The organism is Klebsiella sp. JB_Kp004 (assembly GCF_040065795.1).
Lineage (GTDB): Bacteria > Pseudomonadota > Gammaproteobacteria > Enterobacterales > Enterobacteriaceae > Klebsiella > Klebsiella quasipneumoniae.
Window position 1 is genome coordinate 177,985 of the sequence record NZ_JBEAKW010000007.1, and the last position, 20,219, is coordinate 198,203.

A 20,219-nucleotide genomic window follows, 5' to 3' on the forward strand; every position below is an offset into this window, starting at 1 on the left:
AAAAAGGGCCGTCAGCGGCCCTTTCTTGTTAACGCTTTTCCGCCAGCCCTTTGCTGAGCGCAATGCCCAGCGGCAGCCAGAACAGCACCCAGGTTTCCCGGGGGTTGCTGATGATAAACATCCCCTGCGAGGCCATAAATACCAGCGCGTAAAACAGGATCGCCAGACTGTAGCGGCTGTCGGAGCGGCGCTTGCGCCACGCCTGCCACAGTCCGCAGGCAATGACCGCCAGCAACAGCAGTAAACCCACGATGCCGCCTTTCAGCAGGGCGCCCATATATACGCTGTGGGTGGTGGTGATGTGTTCGCCGCTGTAGTTGATGAAATCCAGTTCATAGCTGAAACCGCGTCCCAGCCAGGGCTGGCTGGCTATCTCCGACAGCGTATGGTGCCAGATGCTCAGGCGCAGCCCGCTTTGGGTGCCCAACTCTTCGAAACGGGCGAGCAGCATGTCGCCCACCGGCGTCATGACCAAAAGCAGAGCCACCAGCACGGCCAGCGCCGCGGCGATCAGCAGGTTGCGGCGGGTGAAGACGTGCAGGTGCAGCGTACAGCCGACCGCCAGCACCAGGGCGATGATCGGCCCGCGGCTTTGGGTCAGCAGCATCATCACCAGCATGATGGCCACTGGCAGATAGAGCCAGTGGCTGGCTTTTTCTTTCAGCAGCATGCCGCAGATTAAGATGCCGATGCCGCAGTATCCGGCAAGGTCGATAACGTTTGTTGGCCCGGGGTTCTCGGGGGAGACCGCCCGCTCGGTGAGGACCAGGGTGTGGTCGAACATCAGCGTCCACAGCGAGAGCACGGTGATCCCGCCAACCACCGCCAGCATGGCCAGGCGGCGGGTTCGTTCGTCGCTGAGCAGCATCGCCATCAGCAACAGATAGCCCGTCAGGTACACGCCGTGGGTGATCGGCGAGTCGATATGCTGCGGCGTATGGCCCCACAGGTTACTGAGGGCGTAATAGATAAAGAAGACCGCCAGCAGCGCCCAGGTCTGCCACTGTTCGCGTAACACGCCGGCCAGCGCCTGGCGGTTTTCCGGGCGTACCAGCGAGAGCAAGAGCAGCAGGATCGATAAATGCAGCAGGTTATTGGTCCGGGTGGACATGCAAAAAATCGCGCTGAAAAATAAAAACAAAGGAAAAACAATCGAGTAACCCTGTCTGGCGTAGTTACTCATTTTTAAAGTACTCATTAAACGCAACCTTTTCGAAAATAGTGTCCGGCACAGCGCTTTCTGGTGAAAAATTAATGACCCGGATCTGGCGTTGCTGCAGTACCTGCGCGGCATGCGCAAAGGAGGGCATGACGAGGTTATCCACTTTTGTTGCCAGGTACGAAGGCAATTTTTCTTGTTGTGTTTCGTAGAATCGCGGCTGGTTGAAGTTAGTCATATCCAGACCGCTCACCAGGATAGTGCTGAAGCCCAGCCAGGCGAGGATCTGCAGCGCCCAGTAGACCACCGTGCCGGCATCAAAGACGCCCTGGCGAATATCGGTGCTAAAACAGATATCCGGGCGCTGGGGATGAAAGCACATCGCCGGATTCTGCTGGTAAGTGCGCTTTATCGCTTCGCTGGCGACTTTCGGCTGGTAAATCTTATAGCAACCGTCCTCAATCAACGCCAAACGGCAGCGCAGCGCGTCCGCATGGCGATCGACGATTTTGGCGATCCCATGCATGGTGGTGAACAGCAGAATGTCCGGCTGACTGACGATGGCGCGGATAATGTCCGGCTTCTTATCGAAAAACTCCATGTCGACGATGGTATAGAGCGAAAAGTGCAGGCGGTCGGCAAGATGCCAGGCGCCATTGACGCCCATCACCGGGATCGTTTTCGACAACAGGGAAAAATCGATATTGCGGGTCGAAGGGCCAGTGGCGGTCAGCAGGACTTCGCCCTGCATGCTGTTTTTCAGCGCGCTCAGGCTGACCAGCGGCACCGTTTTCCCTTTATAGCGCAACGCGCTGATTTCGCCGCTCGGCGCGCGGGTGATGCGGGTAAAAGGCCACAGATTTTCATTGTGACGATAAGCGCGAGGGCGGGTGTAGCGATAGATCTGCTTAAACAGGGATCCCATCAGAGCAGCCCCTGATTTTGCAGAAGAAGATGAACCCGGCTGGCGGTAATATCGCCGGTGCTGGCGCTGTTTTCCGGCCGCACGATGTGCTGGTTTTTACCGTATCCGCCAATCAGCCCCGGATCGGTCGGGCCGTAGAGCGTGAAGTTCGGTTTATCCAGCGCGGCGGTCAGATGACTCAGGCCGGTATCGACCGAGACGACGGCCCGGGCGCTGGCCAGAACCTGCGCCACCTGCTCAAGGCTCATGCGCGGCAGCACTTCAACATATTCCCGGCCTTCCGCCAGCCGCTTCGCCCGCGCCTCTTCGTGCGGGGCGCCCCACGGCAGCTTAATGCGGACGCCGCTGTCGGCCAGCAGATCGAGCAGTTCCTGCCAGCGGTTTTCCGGCCAGTGCTTATCGTCGCGTGTGGTGGCGTGCAGAAACACCAGATAGGGGGCGGCAGCGCTAGCCTCGTGCTGCAGGAAATGGCGCGCAATGGCGTAATCCCCCTGGGTTTGGGGTTTCGCGTAGCCGAGGCTTTTGGCGAACAGCTCGCGGGTACGCTCCACCGCGTGCTGCTGTTTCGCAATGTGGTGGCGGCGGTTGTAAAACAGGCTGGCCAGCGGCTCGCGGGCCGTTTGCCAGTCCATACCATGCTTGACGCCGTGCGCCAGACGGGTGACCAGCGCAGCGCTTTTCACCAGCCCCTGGGCGTCGATAATGGCGTCATACTTGACCGCCTGGACGGCCTCGCGAAAGGCTTTACGCTCCGCTTTGATCGGCGCGGAGAACCAGGCTTTACGCCAGCGGCGGATCGCCACCGGGATCACCCGCTCGACGCTGTCATGCCAGGAGGGGATCTGCGCGAAGCCTTCTTCCACAACCCAGTCGAAGCGGATGCCGGGGATGGCCTGCGCGGCGTCGGTCAGCGCGGGCAGCGTGTGCAGCACGTCGCCCATCGATGAGGTTTTTACAATCAATACCCGCATCCGCTACGCTTCCTCGTGCCCGGTTTTTTCCGTCAGCAATTCGTTCAGCTCTTGCAGGACGCGCTCTGGCGTAATGTCGATCAGGCTCTGATGATAACCTTCCGCGGCATCGCCTTTGCGCACCTTGTGGTAGCCGGTAATCAGACGGATCACGCGCGCTTTATGCGACAGCGGCGGGGTAAAGTCCGGACTGCTCGGGCCATACAGCGCCACCAGCGGGCGGTCCAGCGCCGCGGCGACGTGCATCAGCCCCGAATCGTTAGTCACCACCGCTTTACAGGCGGCAATCAGGATCACCGCCTGCTCCAGCTGGGTTTCACCCGCCAGATTCCGGCACCAGGCCTGCTGCTCGCTGCTGAGGGCGGCGATGATCTCTTTGCCGGCCTCGTTATCTTTTGCCGAGCCAAATAGCGCAATCTGATAACCATCGTCGATGAGCTTTTTCGCCAGCGCAGCATAGTGATAGTGCGGCCAGCGTTTTGCCGGGCCGAACTCCGCGCCGGGGCAAAAGCCGATGATCGGCCGATCGTTGGACAGGTTAAAGGCGCTGCAGGCCTGCGACTTTTCCCCTTCGTTGACCTGCAGCTGCGGCCATAGCAGCGGCTGCGGCAGATCTTTGGCGCAGCGCATCACGCCGTTGTCGTAGGCCAGCGCCACGTAGCGTTCCACCATCAGCGGCCAGGCGTCTTTGTCCAGCACCCGGGCGTCGTTGAGCAGGCCGTAGCGCATCTCGCCGCGCCAGCCGGTGCGTAGCGGGATGTTGGCAAAGAAGGGGACTAATGCCGATTTAAACGAGTTTGGCAGCACGTAAGCGCGATCGTAGCGACGCTCGCGCAGGCTGTGGCCGAGCTTGCGGCGTTCGCCGATAGCCAGCGCGCCGTGGCCCAGCGGCATCGGGATCGCTTCGTTCACTTCCGGCATGCGCGATAACAACGGACGACACCAGGCTGGCGCCATCACGTCGATAATCGCCTGGGGATAGCGCGCCCTGAGCGTACGATAAAGACTTTGCGACATCATCATGTCGCCCACCCAAGACGGGCCTACCACCAGAATTTTCATGTTATCTCTTACGCATCCCGATTCAGCCAGGCCATATACTCCGTTACGCCTTCGGCAACGGTTTTGAACGGTTTGTCATAGCCCGCTTTACGCAGGTTAGTCAGATCCGCCTGGGTGAACGCCTGGTAGCGGCCTTTCAGTTTGTCCGGGAATGGGATGTACTCGATGCTGCCTTTTTTGTGGTACGCCAGGGTCGCGTCGGCGACGGCCTGGAAGGATTCCGCGCGGCCAGTGCCGAGGTTGAAGATGCCGGAAACGCCGTTTTCCCAGAACCACAGGTTGACGTCAGCCACGTCGCCGACGTAGACGAAGTCGCGCTTGAAGCCGTCGCTGCCTTCGAACAGTTTCGGACTTTCGCCATTATTCAGCTGGGTGTTGAGGTGGAAAGCGACGCTCGCCATGCTGCCTTTGTGGCCTTCGCGCGGCCCGTAGACGTTGAAGTAGCGGAAGCCGACGATCTGCGAATTGGCTTCCGGCAGGATCTGACGAACGTATTCATCGAACAGGAATTTGGAGTAGCCGTAGACGTTTAGCGGCTGCTCATACTCGCGAGACTCGATGAAATCGCTGGTGCGTCCACCGTAGGTGGCCGCCGAAGAGGCGTACAGGAACGGAATTTCGCGCTCCAGGCAGTAGTGCAGCAGCTCTTTGGAGTACTGATAGTTGTTGTCCATCATGTACTTGCCGTCCCACTCCGTGGTGGAAGAGCACGCGCCTTCGTGGAAGATAGCGTCAATGTCGCCGAACTCTTCGCCTGCCATAATCTGGATCAGAAAGTCTTCTTTATCCATGTAGTCAGCGATGTTCAGGTCAACCAGGTTCACAAACTTGGTGCCGTCTTTCAGATTGTCGACAACCAGAATGTCGGTAATGCCCTTGTCATTCAGCGCTTTAACGATGTTGCTGCCGATAAAGCCTGCGCCGCCGGTTACGATGATCATAACTGTACCTTTGAAGTTGAGAGCCCGGAGACAATCCGGACATGAATGCTCATATCATATCACCACATGAGCAAGCCTACAGCCATTCGCAGAATAAGGTGCTGGGCTGACGTGATTTATGCTGCAAATAATTCATTCAGGCATGCATCATCTCGTATCAGCGTATAGCTTTGGGTAATATGTGCCAAATTTTGCCGAATCTGGAGAGTTGCAATGCGTGGTGATTTCTACAAACAGTTAACTAGCAATCTGGAGACCGCTCGGGCCGAAGGCTTGTTTAAAGAAGAGCGCATCATCACCTCGGCGCAGCAGGCGGACATTACCGTCGGCGACAGCCACGTGATTAACTTCTGCGCCAATAACTACCTGGGTCTGGCCAACCACCCGGCGCTGATCGACGCGGCGAAGGCCGGTATGGACAGCCACGGCTTCGGGATGGCCTCGGTACGCTTCATCTGCGGCACCCAGGATACGCACAAGCAGCTGGAGAAGAAGCTGGCGGATTTCCTCGGTATGGAAGACGCGATCCTCTACTCCTCCTGCTTTGACGCCAACGGCGGCCTGTTTGAAACGCTGCTCGGCCCGGAAGACGCCATTATCTCCGACGCCCTGAACCATGCCTCGATCATCGACGGCGTGCGCCTGTGTAAAGCAAAGCGCTTCCGCTATGCCAACAACGATATGCAGGAACTGGAAGCGCGTCTGAAAGAAGCCCGCGACGCTGGCGCGCGTCACGTGCTGATCGCCACCGACGGCGTCTTCTCGATGGACGGTGTGATCGCCAACCTGAAAGGCGTTTGCGACCTGGCGGATAAATACGATGCGCTGGTGATGGTCGATGACTCCCACGCCGTCGGCTTCGTCGGCGAAAACGGTCGCGGCTCCCACGAATACTGCGATGTGATGGGGCGCGTCGACATCATCACCGGCACGCTGGGTAAAGCGCTGGGCGGCGCCTCCGGCGGCTACACCGCCGCACGCAAAGAGGTGGTCGAGTGGCTGCGCCAGCGTTCCCGTCCGTATCTGTTCTCCAACTCTCTGGCGCCGGCCATCGTGGCCGCCTCCATCAAAGTGCTGGAGATGGTCGAAGAGGGCGCAGACCTGCGCGATCGCCTGTGGGCCAACGCGCGTCTGTTCCGTGAAAAAATGACTGCGGCAGGCTTCACCCTGGCGGGTGCCGACCACGCCATCATTCCGGTGATGCTGGGTGAAGCGGTGGTGGCGCAGAACTTTGCCCGCGAACTGCAGAAAGAAGGGATCTATGTCACCGGCTTCTTCTATCCGGTGGTACCGAAAGGCCAGGCGCGTATTCGCACCCAGATGTCGGCGGCGCATACCCCTGAACAAATTGAGCGTGCGGTGGAAGCCTTTACCCGCATCGGCAAACAACTGGGCGTCATCGCCTAATAAGGGTGTGAGATGAAAGCGTTATCCAAACTGAAAGCGGAAGAAGGCATCTGGATGACCGACGTACCGGAACCGGAAGTCGGCCATAACGATCTGCTGATTAAAATCCGCAAGACCGCCATTTGCGGGACCGACGTGCACATCTACAACTGGGATGAGTGGTCGCAGAAGACCATTCCGGTGCCGATGGTGGTCGGGCACGAATATGTCGGCGAAGTGGTGGGGATTGGCCAGGAAGTGCGCGGCTTTAAGATTGGCGACCGCGTCTCCGGCGAAGGGCATATCACCTGCGGTCACTGCCGTAACTGCCGCGCGGGCCGTACCCACCTGTGCCGCAACACCATCGGCGTGGGCGTCAACCGCCCGGGCTGCTTTGCCGAGTATCTGGTGATCCCGGCCTTTAACGCCTTTAAAATTCCCGACAATATCTCTGATGACCTGGCGTCCATCTTCGACCCATTCGGCAACGCCGTGCACACCGCGCTCTCCTTCGATCTGGTAGGGGAAGACGTGCTGGTCTCCGGCGCCGGTCCGATCGGCGTGATGGCGGCGGCGGTGGCGAAACACGTCGGCGCGCGTAACGTGGTGATCACTGACGTTAACGAGTACCGTCTCGAGCTGGCGCGCAAAATGGGCGTCACCCGCGCGGTGAACGTGGCGAAAGAGAACCTCAACGACGTGATGGCCGAGCTGGGGATGACCGAAGGTTTCGACGTGGGTCTGGAGATGTCCGGCGCGCCGCCGGCGTTCCGCAGCATGCTGGATACCATGAACCACGGCGGCCGTATCGCGATGCTGGGTATCCCGCCGTCGGATATGTCCATCGACTGGACCAAGGTCATCTTCAAGGGGCTGTTTATCAAAGGGATCTATGGTCGCGAAATGTTCGAAACCTGGTACAAGATGGCGGCGTTGATCCAGTCTGGCCTGGATCTTTCGCCGATCATCACCCACCGCTTCGGCATTGACGACTTCCAGAAGGGCTTTGACGCCATGCGCTCTGGTCAGTCCGGCAAAGTGGTTCTGAGCTGGGAATAACGCCTCCGGTCTGTTGTAAACATCAGCAAAAAAGGCGCCTGCGGGCGCCTTAATTTAGATTTGGATAACATTTTTAGCCTGCTTAATATCAAGCGCACAATTTCTACATCGATTTTACGGTTATTCGCTTATACAGTGTGTTTAGTCGCGGTTTAACTTCGAAACGATCATGCTTAAACTCTCCGTATGCTTACTGACCTGTAACTCTGCACGTCTGCTCATGGAGGTGCTGCCCCCGCTGCTGAAGGTGGCTGATGAGTGTATTGTCGTCGACTCCGGTAGCACCGACGAAACGGTCTATATTTGTCAGCAGTTTGGTCTCACCGTCCATCATCATGCCTATAAAGCCCACGGCGCGCAGATGAACTATGCCATCGGGCTGGCCAGCCATGACTGGGTGCTGTGCATGGACAGCGATGAAATTCTTGATAACGACGTCGTGGCGGCCATTCAGGCGCTAAAAGCGGGGGAGGAACCTGACCCAGCCTGCGCCTGGCGTTTGCCGCGCTACTGGTTTGTCCTCGGCACGCAGGTGCGGACGATCTACCCTATTTCCTCGCCGGATTACCCGGTGCGCCTCTTTAACCGCCAGCAGGCGCGGTTTAACGACCGGCCGGTGGATGACCAGGTGGTCGGACACGCGCGCTCCGTCAGGCTGCCGGGCTTTGTACGCCATGACACCTTTTATTCGCTGCATGAAGTGTTTAATAAGCTGAACAGCTATACCACCCGGCTGGTGAAGCACCAGCAGATCACACCTTCGCTGACGCGGGGGATCGTCAGCGCCATTGGCGCTTTCTTTAAGTGGTATCTGTTCAGCGGGGCGTGGCGCTATGGCAAAGTCGGCGTGGTCACCGGCCTGTACGCCACGTTTTACAGCTTTCTCAAATATTTTAAGGCGTGGTACGCCCACGAAGATAGCCAGGCGCCCGTCGCGCAAAAGCGAACGGACCCCTGAGTGGTCTAGCTGCCGGGATTGTCCCAGCCCTGCCATTTGAGGCGATAGTACTGGACCAGCGCGCTCTGGCTGATGCTGTCGCTGAGGATAGTGAAGAAGCGGCTGGCGTTCACGGGCTCCAGCGGGCGCTTCGGCTTGCAATACTTCACGCCGTGGAACGGATTACGCGGCTTCTGCTGCTGCGGCGTTTGTTGCGCAGGCGGCTGAGCGTAGTTTGGCGTCGAGTTGTCGACCTGCGGCTCGTTGAGCAGGCTGCTCGGGCGCACCAGCGTGATATCCGGCGGCAGGTTATAGACCATCTGCTGCAGCACCCGCACCGTCGTCGGATGGGGATGGCCAATGGCTATCGCCGAACCGTTACGCCGCGCCAGGGCGATGGCGCGGTTGAACTGAGTGCGGATATCGGCTTCATTCTGCGTATCGTCCAGAAACACCTTACGCTTAATCACCTTCACCCCGGTGCCCTGCGCGGCGCGCATGGCCTGGGTATTGCCGATGGTCACGCTGTCGAGAAAATAGAGATTGTAGCGCTCCAGGGCCTGCATCACCTTCTGCATGCCAAACAGGTTGGAGGTCATCGCGCTGCCCATATGGTTATTCAGCCCGACGGCGTAGGGGACTTTGCCATAGGCCTCGCGGATGATGCGCTCGATCTCCTCGCTGCTCATTTCGGGACGCAGGGTGTCTTTTTCCAGCGGCTGTTTGCTGAGCGGCGCCATCGGCAGGTGGATGAGCACTTCATGGCCCAGATTATGCGCTTTCGTGGCCATTTCCCGGGCGTGCGGCGCGTTCGGCAGCACGGCGACGGAGATAGTGGACGGCAGCGCCAGCACCTGATTTTCGGTCTGCGGGCGGTAGCCAAAATCGTCAATAACGATGGAGAGTTTGCCAGCGAACGCTGGCGCCGCCAGAGCCAGCGAACCGGCTACGGCAAGAGCAATTGCGCGAAATTGAAGCAAAACTTATCTTCCCAACCACGGCTGTGGATTGACCGCCTGACCCTGGCGGCGAATTTCGAAATAGAGCGACGGACGGCCCTGACCGCCGCTGCTGCCTACGAGCGCGATAGGCTGACCGGCACGCACCTGCGTACCGACGCTGACCAGCGCGCTTTGGTTATAGCCATACAGGCTCATGTCGCCTTTGCCATGCTCGACCACCACCACCAGACCATAGCCCTGCAGCCAGTCGGCCAGAATGACCCGACCATCGGCAATCGCTCTGACTTCGGTGCCTTCAGACGCGGCGATAACCATCCCTTTCCAACGTAGTTCACCTTGCAGCTGTTCGCCATATCGATGAAGGAGCGGACCGCGAACCGGCCAGAACGCCTGACCGCGCGGCGAGCCCAGCCCACCGGTGCGTGACATCAGCGAACGCTCGCTTTCCGTTGGTTTATAGGTGGTGCCTTTGCGCGATGCTTCCTGCTGGCGGTCGCGCACCGCCTGCGCATCGCGAGCTTCCCGATCGGCACGGGCTTTGGCGGCAGCCTCCGCCTGGGCGATACGACCGCGTAGGCGCGATTCGTTAGCCCGCAATTCACTTAACTGTTGCTGACCCCGCTGAATGGAGGACTCCAGGCCGGAAAGGGTCTTTTTCCGTTCGTTACGCGCCTGCTCCAGCTTCGCCTGCTGGGCTTTTTGCTCGTAGACCAGCGTCTGCTGCTGGCTCTGCTTCTCTTCGAGCATCGACTTTTGCACCGCCATCTCTTCGCGCGTTTTCTTCAGTTCCGCGATGGTTTCCTGGCGGGCCTGGTTGAAATAGCTGAAATAGACCTGCATCCGCTGATTGCGCTGACCCTCTTCACCGCTCAGCACCATCTGGATGCCGGTATGCGGCCCCTGGCGGAACGCCGCGTCAAGCTGCGCGGCGAGGTTACGCTCCTGAGACGCGCGCTGGCGCTCCAGCTTCGCGAGAGAAGCGTTCATCTCGTCAATCTGCTTATTGAGCTGGTTCAGGCTGTCCTGGGTTTCGCGAAGTTTGCGGGCCGCGGCGGCGATCGCCTCTTCCTGCGCTTTGAGCTGGGCGAGCAGGCTTGCGCGCTGCTGCTGCTGTTGCTTAATCGCCCGCTGCCTGGCGGCGATGTCGGCCTGGATGGACTTTAGCTGATCGCGATCGTCGGCGTGCGCAGATGACGCGCACAGTAATACGCCAGCGCTGAGCGCGCTGGCGTAAAGGACGGATCGAACTGCCGTTGCGATCCATGTAGTTGAATACGTCGCCTTTCCCCTCATGGGGAAGGATTATTCCACGATGAACAGCGGCTTGCCAGTCATCTCTTGCGGGATTTCCATTCCCATCAGCGACAGCATGGTCGGGGCGATGTCGGAAAGTTTGCCGCCATTGACCGCTTTAACCGCTTTGTTACCGACGTAGATCAGCGGAACCGGCAGGTTGGTGTGGGCGGTGTGCGCCTGGCCGGTGGCCGGGTCGCGCATCTGTTCGGCGTTACCGTGGTCGGCGGTGATCAGCAGCTGGCCGCCAACGGATTCCACCGCCTGAGCCACCTGATCGATACAGTGATCCAGCGCTTCAACGGCTTTCACTGCCGCTTCCATCACGCCGGTATGGCCAACCATATCGCCGTTCGGGTAGTTACAGATGATGGTGTCGTACTGGCCGCCTTTGATGGCCGCGACCAGTTTTTCGGTCAGCTCGGCGGAGCTCATTTCCGGCTGCAGATCGTAGGTCGCCACTTTCGGCGAGTTAATCAGAATCCGCTCTTCGCCTTTGAACGGCTCTTCTACGCCGCCGTTGAAGAAGAAGGTGACGTGGGCGTATTTCTCGGTTTCGGAGATGCGCAGCTGGGTTTTATCGTGCTTCGCCATCCACTCGCCGAAGGTATTGGCCAGCGAGGCGGGCGGGTAGGCGCAGGCCACTTTGATGTCGGCGGCATATTCGGTGAGCATCACGAAGTCGAGGTTAACCACTTTCTTACGCGCAAAGCCGTCGAAGTCGGCGTTGACGAAGGCGCGGGTGATTTCGCGTGCGCGGTCAGCACGGAAGTTCATGAAGATCAGCGCATCGCCATCTTCCATCGCGGCATCGGCCTGGCCGGCGGCGCGGATCACGGTCGCTTTCACGAACTCGTCGTTTTCGTCACGGGCGTAGGCAGCCTGCAGGCCGGCGACGGCGGTATCGGCCTGGAATTCGCCTTTCGCCAGCGTCATCAGATCGTAAGCCTGCTCAACGCGATCCCAGCGGTTGTCGCGGTCCATGGCGTAGTAGCGGCCAATGAGCGACGCGATGCGGCCCTTGCCCAGCGCGGCAAATTTGGCTTCGAATTTTGCCAGCGTTTTTTCCGCGCTGCGCGGTGGGGTGTCACGACCGTCGAGGAAAGCGTGCAGGTAGATCTTCTCTGCGCCGCGCTCTGCCGCCAGCTCCACCATCGCCATGATGTGATCTTCATGGCTGTGAACGCCGCCCGGCGACATCAGACCCATGATATGTACCGCTTTACACGCGGCAACCGCTTTATCGACCGCGGCGGTCAGTACCGGATTGGCGAAGAAGGTGCGTTCTTTAATTTCCACATCGAGACGGGTCAGGTCCTGATAGACGATACGACCGGCGCCCAGGTTGACGTGGCCCACTTCGGAGTTCCCCATCTGACGGTCCGGCAGGCCAACTTCCAGGCCGGATGCATCGATCAGGGTATGCGGACGTTTGGCCCAAAGGGCGTCCATTACCGGCGTTTTAGCGCTGTAAATGGCGTTATCCTGTTGGTCTTCGCGATAGCCGTAGCCATCCAGAATCACCAGTACCATAGGTTTTTTAGTAACCGACATTGCGACAACCTCATACTCAAAGACAGAAATTTTGCGTAATTTTACTACAGCTGAATCGTTTAAATCCCCGTGAAAGATCAAAGAAAGGGAGCGGCCGGGCCGCGGCGCGTCAGCGAGAACGGCTTTTTTTCGCCGCCGCCCGCAGAAAATACATTACATCGCGCTCACTGGCTGTAATTGCCGCAAGGCACAGGTATACTCCTTTCCTGGTTTTTTTCTCACTTAGTCGGGAGTTGTAACCCCCCATGCAAGAAATTATGCAATTCATCGGCCGTCACCCTGTTCTGAGCATCGCGTGGATCGCGCTGCTGGGGGCGGTGCTGTTCACCACCTTCAAGGGCCTGATGTCGAAAGTTAAAGTCATCACCCGTGGTGAAGCGACGCGTCTTATCAATAAAGAAGACGCGGTGGTGGTCGACCTGCGTCAGCGTGACGATTTCCGTAAAGGCCATATTGCCGGCGCCATCAACCTGCTGCCCAGCGATATCAAAGCGAATAACGTCGGCGAGTTGGAAAAACACAAATCGCAACCCATTATTGTGGTAGACGGTTCCGGCATGCAGGCGCAAGAGCCAGCCAGCGCGCTGAACAAAGCCGGGTTTGAAAAAGTCTTTGTACTGAAAGAGGGCATTGCTGGCTGGAGCGGCGAAAACCTCCCTCTGGTACGCGGCAAATAACTTACCTCGCGTGGTGATGCCGCCGCGTTTTCCCCTTCGCGCCTGACGTGAGGGGAACACGGGCTGCGGCGTAAAACCCTCAGGGTAATAACAGGAGTGAAGTCATGGCCAATATTGAGATCTACACCAAAGCGACCTGCCCGTTCTGCATCCGCGCGAAAGCGCTGCTGAATAGCAAAGGCGTAACGTTCCATGAGTTGCCGATCGATGGCGATGCCGCGAAGCGTGAGGAGATGATCCAGCGCAGCGGACGGACGACGGTTCCGCAGATTTTTATTGATGCGCAGCACATTGGCGGCTGTGACGACTTGTATGCGCTTGATTCACGTGGTGGACTTGATCCCCTCTTGCGCTAATTTTTGCGCGCTTTCCCTGCCGGAAGCGCGTATTTAAGGACAACACGAAAGGGTTTTACTATGTCAGAACAAAACAGCACCGAAATGACCTTCCAGATCCAGCGTATCTATACCAAAGATATCTCTTTTGAAGCGCCGAACGCGCCGCAAGTTTTCCAGAAAGACTGGCAGCCGGAAGTTAAACTTGATCTGGATACCGCCTCCACCCAGCTGGCTGAAGGCGTTTATGAAGTGGTGCTGCGTGTAACCGTGACCGCTGCGCTGGGCGAAGAGACCGCGTTCCTCTGCGAAGTACAGCAGGGCGGTATTTTCTCCATCGACGGCATCGAAGGCACCCAGATGGCGCACTGCCTTGGCGCATACTGCCCGAACATTCTGTTCCCGTACGCGCGCGAGTGCATCACCAGCCTGGTTTCCCGCGGTACCTTCCCGCAACTTAACCTTGCGCCAGTGAACTTCGATGCGCTGTTTATGAACTATCTGCAGCAGCAGGCTGGCGAAGGTGCAGAACAACATCAGGATGCCTGATGAACGCACTTAATGCTGCAATGACTGTGATCGGTGCCGGCTCTTACGGCACCGCTCTTGCCATCACCCTGGCAAGAAATGGCCACCACGTTGTGCTCTGGGGCCATGACCCGAAACATATCGCGACGCTGCAACACGATCGCTGCAACGCCGCGTTCCTTCCCGATGTGCCTTTCCCGGATACGCTGCATCTTGAAAGCGACCTGGCCACCGCCCTGGCCGCCAGCCGCGATATTTTGGTGGTGGTGCCAAGCCATGTGTTTGGTCAGGTGTTACGCCAGATTAAACCGCTGATGCGTCCTGACGCGCGTCTGGTATGGGCGACCAAAGGTCTCGAGGCTGAAACCGGTCGTCTGCTGCAGGACGTGGCGCGTGAAGCGCTGGGCGATGATATCCCGCTGGCGGTGATCTCCGGGCCAACCTTTGCCAAAGAGCTGGCCGCCGGCCTGCCGACGGCGATTTCGCTGGCGGCGACGGATCCGCAGTTTGCCGAGGATCTCCAGCACCTGCTGCACTGCGGCAAGAGCTTCCGCGTCTACATCAATCCGGACTTTATCGGCGTCCAGCTCGGCGGCGCGGTGAAAAACGTCATCGCCATCGGGGCGGGGATGTCGGACGGCATCGGCTTCGGCGCCAATGCGCGGACGGCGCTGATTACCCGTGGCCTGGTGGAAATGTCTCGCCTTGGCGCGGCGCTGGGCGCCGACCCGGAAACCTTTATGGGCATGGCCGGCCTCGGTGACCTGGTGCTCACCTGCACCGACAACCAGTCCCGTAACCGTCGCTTCGGCATGATGCTTGGCCAGGGGATGGACGTGCAAAGCGCCCAGGAAAAGATTGGCCAGGTGGTTGAAGGCTACCGCAATACCAAGGAAGTTCGCGTTCTGGCACAGCGTTTAGGTGTCGAAATGCCAATAACCGAGGAAATTTATCAGGTATTGTATTGCGGAAAAATTGCGCGCGAGGCAGCATTGACCTTATTGGGTCGCGCCCGCAAGGACGAGCGCAGCAGCAATTAGCTTTCCTTTGTCACCTGAATGACCCTGCCAGCGCAGAACTGGCAGGTCATTACCATATCGCCTGGAGTATGCAATGCCGTGTGAAGAACTGGATATCGTCTGGAATAATATTAAAGCCGAAGCCCGGGCTCTGGCGGACTGTGAGCCAATGCTCGCCAGTTTTTACCACGCAACGCTACTCAAGCATGAAAATCTGGGCAGCGCGCTGAGCTATATGCTGGCCAACAAGCTGGCTTCCCCGATTATGCCGGCTATCGCCATTCGCGAAGTGGTGGAAGAAGCCTACGCCGCCGACCCGGAAATGATCGCCTCGGCGGCCTGCGATATTCAGGCGGTGCGCACGCGTGACCCGGCGGTGGATAAATACTCGACGCCGTTGCTCTATCTGAAGGGTTTCCATGCCCTGCAGGCCTATCGTATCGGTCACTGGCTGTGGACTCAGGGCCGGCGTGCGCTGGCGATTTTCCTGCAAAACCAGGTGTCCGTCTCTTTCCAGGTGGATATCCACCCGGCGGCGAAAATCGGCCGCGGGATTATGCTCGACCACGCCACCGGTATTGTGGTTGGTGAAACGGCGGTGATTGAGGATGACGTCTCTATTCTGCAGTCGGTCACCCTCGGCGGTACCGGTAAAACCAGCGGCGACCGTCACCCGAAAATTCGCGAAGGCGTGATGATTGGCGCCGGGGCGAAAATCCTCGGCAATATCGAAGTCGGGCGTGGGGCGAAGATTGGCGCCGGTTCGGTGGTATTGCAGCCGGTTCCGCCGCACACCACCGCCGCAGGCGTGCCGGCGCGTATCGTCGGCAAGCCGGAGAGCGACAAGCCGGCGATGGATATGGATCAGCATTTCAACGGCATCCACCACACTTTCGAGTACGGCGACGGGATTTAACGTCTTGCCCGGTGGCGCTGCGCTTACCGGGCCTACGATCTCTGCCCGCCAGCATGTCGCCCGGATAAGGCGCGGTGCGCCGCCATCCGGGAAGGGGTCAGTTAGCTGCGCAGCACGGCGCCTGGATACCCCAGCTGCCGCCAGGCCTCGTACACCACCACCGACACCGCGTTTGACAGGTTCATGCTGCGGCTGTCCGGCATCATCGGAATCCGAATTTTCTGCTCCGGCGGCAGGGCATCAAGGATGCTGGCCGGCAGACCGCGGGTTTCCGGACCAAACATCAAGAAATCGCCATCCTGATAGCTCACCGCGCTGTGCGCCGGCGTACCTTTGGTGGTCAGGGCGAACAGACGCTGCGGCTGCGCGCTGGCGATAAACGCCGCGTAATCGGCGTGGCGCTGCACGGCGGTGAACTCGTGATAGTCCAGTCCGGCGCGTCTCAGGCGCTTATCGTCCCAGGTGAAGCCCATGGGCTCAATGATATGCAGACTGAAGCCCGTGTTGGCGCACAGGCGGATAATATTCCCGGTGTTCGGCGGGATCTCTGGTTCGAATAACACGATGTTCAGCATACTGCCCCCTTAATTGCGGGGGGCAGAATAGCAGATATTTGGTCAACCCTCACCCGGCCCTCTCCCTGAGGGTGAGGGGGGAGAGCATAACGGCGCAGCTTATGCCGCGTTATGCTGCTTCAGCGCATCGAAGGTCTGCAGCGCCTCCGCGTTCTGCACCAGCGAATCACGGCTAATGTCCGCGATGGTTTTTGCGCCGGTCAGGGTCATCGCCACCTTCATCTCTTTCTCGATCAGATTCAGCAGATTCGCCACCCCCTGCTTGCCATGGGTCGCCAGGGCGTACAGGTAAGCGCGGCCCAGCAGTACGCTGTCGGCGCCCAGGGCGATCATTCGCACGACGTCGAGACCGTTGCGGATGCCGCTGTCGGCAAGAATGGTAATGTCACCTTTCACCGCGTCGGCAATCGCCGGCAGGGCGCGGGCGGAGGAGAGCACGCCGTCAAGCTGGCGGCCGCCGTGGTTGGAGACCACAATGCCGTCGGCGCCGAAGCGCACCGCGTCGCGGGCGTCCTCCGGGTCGAGGATCCCTTTGATCACCATCGGTCCGTCCCAGAAATCACGGATCCACTCGAGGTCTTTCCATGAAATCGACGGATCGAAGTTATTCGCCAGCCAGCCGATGTAATCCTCCAGGCCGGTCGGCTGGCCGAGATAGGCGGAGATATTCCCCAGATCGTGCGGACGGCCGTTGAGGCCAACGTCCCATGCCCACTGCGGATGGGTGACCGCCTGCCAGTAGCGGCGCAGGGCGGCGTTCGGGCCGCTCATGCCGGAATGGGCGTCGCGGTAGCGGGCGCCGGGAGTCGGCATATCGACGGTAAAGACCAGCGTTGAACAACCCGCCGCCTTCGCGCGCTCTAGCGCATTACGCATAAAGCCGCGGTCGCGCAGAACATACAGCTGGAACCACATCGGCCGCATGATGGTCGGGGCGACCTCTTCGATCGGACAGACGGAAACGGTGGAGAGGGTAAACGGAATGCCTTTGTCATCCGCTGCGCCGGCGGCCTGCACTTCGCCGCGGCGGGCGTACATTCCGCACAGCCCCACCGGCGCCAGCGCCGTCGGCATCGCCAGCTTCTCGTTGAAGAGGGTGGTCTCGAGGCTCAGGTCCGACATATTGCGCAGAATACGCTGGCGCAGCGCCACGTCGGAAAGGTCCTCGACGTTGCGGCGCAGGGTATGTTCGGCGTAAGCCCCGCCGTCGATATAGTGGAACAGGAACGGCGGCAGGATACGCTGGGCGGCGGCGCGATAGTCGCTGGCGGCGGAAATAATCATCACGAATTCTCCCTGGAATTATCAATAGCATCGCCGGGCAGGCGGGTAATTCGCGCCTGGCGGGCCTGGTCTTCATCAAAACGTTTAATGGTGGCGTGGACAAAACCTAAGTGGGCCATCATCGCCTGGCGCGCCGCCTCGGCGTCGCCGGCGACAATCGCCTCCATGACGGCCTGGTGCTGTTCGGTCAGGCGGGCAAAAACCGGCGGCACCAGATACATCCGCTGACGGCTCTGCTTGACGGAGGAGTGCAGCAGGTCGAAAAAGCCGCGCATGGTTTGCAGGAGCACCACGTTATGCGAGGCTTCGGCGATGGCCAGATGAAAGCGGACGTCCGCCTGCGAGGCGATATCCGGGTCTTCGCTCTGGGTCGCTTCAAAGCACAGGCGAATTTTTTCTTTATCGGCGTCGGTGGCCCGCATCGCCGCGTGCCACGCGGTGCTGGCTTCGATGGCGTGGCGGGCCTCGAGGATGTCGAAGCTGTAGTCAGGGTCATCGGCCAGCAGCGTCTTCAGCGGCTGGACGATGTTTTGCTCCGACCACGGCTCATGCTGAAAGCGGACGAAAGTGCCGCCGCCGCGACGGCTCAGCAGCACCCCTTCATTGACCAGCATCGCCAGCGCTTCGCGCAGGGAATTGCGCGAGACGCCGAGCTGAGCGGCGAGCTGGCGCTCGGCGGGCAGTCGCATGCCCGCCTCCAGCTGTTGTTCTTCAATCAGCGCCCGGACGCGACGCGCCACGTCGTCGGCCAGGCGTTTAGGCATCACTATCACGGTATCATCCAGGTTAAAACGTAGGCCTGCAGCGTAGTGATCAGGCCCACCATGCAGGTGAAGATCAGGCTGTGTTTGACGGTAAAGCGGAACAGATCCGACTCTTTACCCACCAGGCCTACCGCGGCGCAGGCGATGGCGATCGACTGCGGGGAAATCATCTTGCCGGTGACGCCGCCGGTGGTATTGGCCGCGACCAGCAGGATATCGGAGACGCCAATCTGCTGCGCCGCCGTTGCCTGCAGCGCGGCGAACAGGGCGTTAGACGAGGTGTCCGAACCGGTCAGGAATACCCCCAGCCAGCCCAGGAACGGCGAGAAGAAGGTAAACGCGTGGCCGGTATGGGCCAGCGCCAGGGCCAGGGTCGACGACAGCCCGGAGTAGTTGGAGATAAAGGCGAACGCCAGCACCATGCCGATAGAGTAGATCGGCAGCGCCAGGTCCTTCAGCGTTCCGGCGAAGGTGGTCAGCGCGTCTTTCGGCTTCATGCGCAGCCAGACGATGGACAGCAGGGCGGCGAACAGAATGGCGGTGCCGGTTGCCGACAGCCAGTCAAACTTATAGATGGCGGCGTAAGGCGTCGCGGCGCTGACCACCGGCGGCATGCGGGCGACCATTTTGTCGAGGAACGGCACCGAAATATTGATGACGAAGTCATACATCGCGCCGCCCGGTGCGAACAGCGCTTTGAACGGCGGCACGCTCCACAGGGTCACGGTGGCGGTCAGGAACAGGAACGGCGACCAGGCGCGGATCACTTGTCCCGCGGTGTAGCGCGTGCGGGCCAGCGTCATATCCACCTGCGAGGCGCCGATATCGCCAAAGCGGAAGATGCGCACCGGCTGCCAGCGTTTGAGGAACAGGGTCAGGCAGACCAGGGAGACCAGCGATGAGATGATGTCCGGCAGCTCCGGGCCAAGGAAGTTAGAGCTGAGGTACTGGGCGATAGCAAACGAGCCGCCTGCGACCATCACCGCCGGCCACGTCTCTTTGATGCCCCGCCAGCCGTCCATAATCGCCATGATCCAGAACAGCACGATAATGGTCAGGAACGGCAGCTGGCGGCCCACCATCTGGCCGATGGCGAAGCTGTCGATACCGGTCACCTGACCGGCCACCAGGATCGGGATGCCCATCGCGCCGAAGGCCACCGGCGCGGTGTTGACGATCAGGCACAGGCCTGCGGCATACAGCGGGTTAAACCCGAGGCCGACCAGCAGCGCCGCGGTAATCGCCACCGGCGCGCCAAATCCCGCCGCCCCTTCGAGAAAGGCGCCGAACGAGAAGCCGACGATCAGCATCTGCAGGCGCTGGTCAGGCGTAATCGACAGGATCGACGAGCGGATAATGTCGAACTGTCCGGTCTTCACCGAGATTTTATAGACGAAGACTGCGGCAATAATAATCCAGGCGATGGGCCACAGTCCGTAGAAGAAGCCATACACCACCGAGGCCAGGGCGCGGTCCACCGGCATTTTATAGAACAGCAATGCGACGGCCAGGGCGATCGCAACGGTCCAGGTAGCGGCGAGATAGCCTTTCAGTTTGAGCTTTATCAGCGCAAAAAAGAAAAACAGAATCGGTAGCGATGCGATAAGACTGGATAACCAGATATTACCGGCGGGATCGTAGTTTTGTTGCCAGAGATTCATGCAGGGTCTCCATCGGGCCGCCAGGACGGGTGGGCTGAGTCTGCGCTCTTTGCCGACCCGTCGTAGGTAAAATTGGCCCGGCCAATTAGGGATAGCAGGGTTGATGACAACGAATGGTTAACCAGATGTTACTCTTAGGCAACGGGTTTGTGATGTATTTTGATGGATTTGTGAACTGCCGGGGGTAGATAAAATTATTGGTTGGACCAAT

Annotated in this window: 20 protein-coding genes; 8 read left to right on the forward strand and 12 right to left on the reverse strand. The window is 59.5% G+C overall.

The annotated features are described in order from the left end of the window. Nucleotides 1-28 precede the first annotated feature (28 nt). The 5 genes from ABLX76_RS09945 to rfaD are packed head-to-tail and all read right to left on the reverse strand — an operon-like array spanning nucleotide 29 to nucleotide 5,058. Nucleotides 29-1,198, reverse strand: a complete 1,170-nt coding sequence (locus ABLX76_RS09945; protein WP_165455274.1) for an O-antigen ligase family protein — start codon at nucleotides 1,196-1,198, stop codon at nucleotides 29-31. After that, entirely contained in the window at nucleotides 1,176-2,084 is a 909-nt protein-coding gene (locus ABLX76_RS09950) for a sugar glycosyltransferase (RefSeq protein WP_086075613.1), read from the reverse strand. The genes ABLX76_RS09945 and ABLX76_RS09950 overlap by 23 nt, the downstream gene beginning before the upstream one ends. Beyond that, the gene (gene rfaC, locus ABLX76_RS09955) at nucleotides 2,084-3,055 is read right to left on the reverse strand and encodes a lipopolysaccharide heptosyltransferase RfaC (RefSeq protein ID WP_065882887.1); all 972 of its coding nucleotides are present in this window, start codon (nucleotides 3,053-3,055) and stop codon (nucleotides 2,084-2,086) included. The genes ABLX76_RS09950 and rfaC overlap by 1 nt, the downstream gene beginning before the upstream one ends. A gap of 3 nt (nucleotides 3,056-3,058) precedes the next feature. Next, nucleotides 3,059-4,117 (reverse strand): ADP-heptose--LPS heptosyltransferase RfaF, encoded by a 1,059-nt coding sequence (rfaF, locus tag ABLX76_RS09960; protein ID WP_044525043.1) that lies wholly within the window; start codon nucleotides 4,115-4,117, stop codon nucleotides 3,059-3,061. An 8-nt stretch (nucleotides 4,118-4,125) separates the two neighbouring features. After that, nucleotides 4,126-5,058, reverse strand: coding sequence for an ADP-glyceromanno-heptose 6-epimerase (rfaD, locus tag ABLX76_RS09965; RefSeq protein ID WP_023291355.1), 933 nt, complete (start codon nucleotides 5,056-5,058; stop codon nucleotides 4,126-4,128). Nucleotides 5,059-5,271: 213 nt separating this feature from the next. Here rfaD and kbl point away from each other — a divergent pair, with 213 nt between their 5' ends. The 3 genes from kbl to ABLX76_RS09980 all read left to right on the forward strand — a co-directional run bounded on the left by kbl (nucleotide 5,272) and on the right by ABLX76_RS09980 (nucleotide 8,461). Next, complete coding sequence (gene kbl / locus ABLX76_RS09970) at nucleotides 5,272-6,465, forward strand: glycine C-acetyltransferase (RefSeq protein ID WP_086075611.1); 1,194 nt, start codon at nucleotides 5,272-5,274, stop codon at nucleotides 6,463-6,465. 12 nt (nucleotides 6,466-6,477) lie between these two features. Continuing rightward, nucleotides 6,478-7,503, forward strand: a complete 1,026-nt coding sequence (tdh, locus tag ABLX76_RS09975; RefSeq protein WP_004205051.1) for an L-threonine 3-dehydrogenase — start codon at nucleotides 6,478-6,480, stop codon at nucleotides 7,501-7,503. 169 nt (nucleotides 7,504-7,672) lie between these two features. Further along, on the forward strand, nucleotides 7,673-8,461 hold the full coding sequence (locus ABLX76_RS09980; protein ID WP_348874465.1) for a glycosyltransferase family 2 protein: 789 nt from the start codon (nucleotides 7,673-7,675) through the stop codon (nucleotides 8,459-8,461). Between the two features lie 5 nt (nucleotides 8,462-8,466). On the opposite strand, the gene ABLX76_RS09985 is transcribed toward ABLX76_RS09980, so the two are convergent. The 3 genes from ABLX76_RS09985 to gpmM are packed head-to-tail and all read right to left on the reverse strand — an operon-like array spanning nucleotide 8,467 to nucleotide 12,249. Then, a complete protein-coding gene (locus ABLX76_RS09985; RefSeq protein WP_065882886.1) occupies nucleotides 8,467-9,420 on the reverse strand; it encodes a divergent polysaccharide deacetylase family protein in 954 nt (317 codons plus the stop codon). Nucleotides 9,421-9,423: 3 nt separating this feature from the next. Further along, the gene (gene envC / locus ABLX76_RS09990) at nucleotides 9,424-10,695 is read right to left on the reverse strand and encodes a murein hydrolase activator EnvC (RefSeq protein WP_023291352.1); all 1,272 of its coding nucleotides are present in this window, start codon (nucleotides 10,693-10,695) and stop codon (nucleotides 9,424-9,426) included. Nucleotides 10,696-10,704: 9 nt separating this feature from the next. Beyond that, on the reverse strand, nucleotides 10,705-12,249 hold the full coding sequence (gpmM, locus tag ABLX76_RS09995) for a 2,3-bisphosphoglycerate-independent phosphoglycerate mutase (RefSeq protein WP_065882885.1): 1,545 nt from the start codon (nucleotides 12,247-12,249) through the stop codon (nucleotides 10,705-10,707). A gap of 245 nt (nucleotides 12,250-12,494) precedes the next feature. Between gpmM and ABLX76_RS10000 the strand changes: the two genes are divergently transcribed. The 5 genes from ABLX76_RS10000 (at nucleotide 12,495) to cysE (ending at nucleotide 15,724) form a co-directional block, all read left to right on the forward strand. Beyond that, a complete protein-coding gene (locus ABLX76_RS10000; protein WP_023291350.1) occupies nucleotides 12,495-12,926 on the forward strand; it encodes a rhodanese-like domain-containing protein in 432 nt (143 codons plus the stop codon). 104 nt (nucleotides 12,927-13,030) lie between these two features. Then, complete coding sequence (gene grxC / locus ABLX76_RS10005; protein ID WP_002922429.1) at nucleotides 13,031-13,282, forward strand: glutaredoxin 3; 252 nt, start codon at nucleotides 13,031-13,033, stop codon at nucleotides 13,280-13,282. Nucleotides 13,283-13,342: 60 nt separating this feature from the next. Continuing rightward, complete coding sequence (gene secB / locus ABLX76_RS10010; protein WP_002922428.1) at nucleotides 13,343-13,810, forward strand: protein-export chaperone SecB; 468 nt, start codon at nucleotides 13,343-13,345, stop codon at nucleotides 13,808-13,810. Beyond that, on the forward strand, nucleotides 13,810-14,829 hold the full coding sequence (gene gpsA, locus ABLX76_RS10015; RefSeq protein ID WP_004205045.1) for an NAD(P)H-dependent glycerol-3-phosphate dehydrogenase: 1,020 nt from the start codon (nucleotides 13,810-13,812) through the stop codon (nucleotides 14,827-14,829). Before secB ends, gpsA begins: the two co-directional genes overlap by 1 nt. Before the next feature lie 73 nt (nucleotides 14,830-14,902). After that, a complete protein-coding gene (gene cysE, locus ABLX76_RS10020) occupies nucleotides 14,903-15,724 on the forward strand; it encodes a serine O-acetyltransferase (protein ID WP_002922426.1) in 822 nt (273 codons plus the stop codon). A gap of 101 nt (nucleotides 15,725-15,825) precedes the next feature. Here the strand turns inward: cysE and trmL are convergent, their stop codons facing one another. The 4 genes from trmL to lldP form a co-directional block, all read right to left on the reverse strand. After that, entirely contained in the window at nucleotides 15,826-16,299 is a 474-nt protein-coding gene (trmL, locus tag ABLX76_RS10025) for a tRNA (uridine(34)/cytosine(34)/5-carboxymethylaminomethyluridine(34)-2'-O)-methyltransferase TrmL (protein WP_023291348.1), read from the reverse strand. A 99-nt stretch (nucleotides 16,300-16,398) separates the two neighbouring features. Continuing rightward, entirely contained in the window at nucleotides 16,399-17,583 is a 1,185-nt protein-coding gene (lldD, locus tag ABLX76_RS10030) for an FMN-dependent L-lactate dehydrogenase LldD (RefSeq protein ID WP_348874475.1), read from the reverse strand. Continuing rightward, nucleotides 17,583-18,356 (reverse strand): transcriptional regulator LldR, encoded by a 774-nt coding sequence (gene lldR, locus ABLX76_RS10035; protein ID WP_004205041.1) that lies wholly within the window; start codon nucleotides 18,354-18,356, stop codon nucleotides 17,583-17,585. The genes lldD and lldR overlap by 1 nt, the downstream gene beginning before the upstream one ends. Beyond that, nucleotides 18,353-20,008: an L-lactate permease gene (lldP, locus tag ABLX76_RS10040; RefSeq protein ID WP_044525040.1), complete on the reverse strand. Its 1,656-nt coding sequence runs from the start codon at nucleotides 20,006-20,008 to the stop codon at nucleotides 18,353-18,355. Before lldP ends, lldR begins: the two co-directional genes overlap by 4 nt. Between the last annotated feature and the right edge of the window lie 211 nt (nucleotides 20,009-20,219).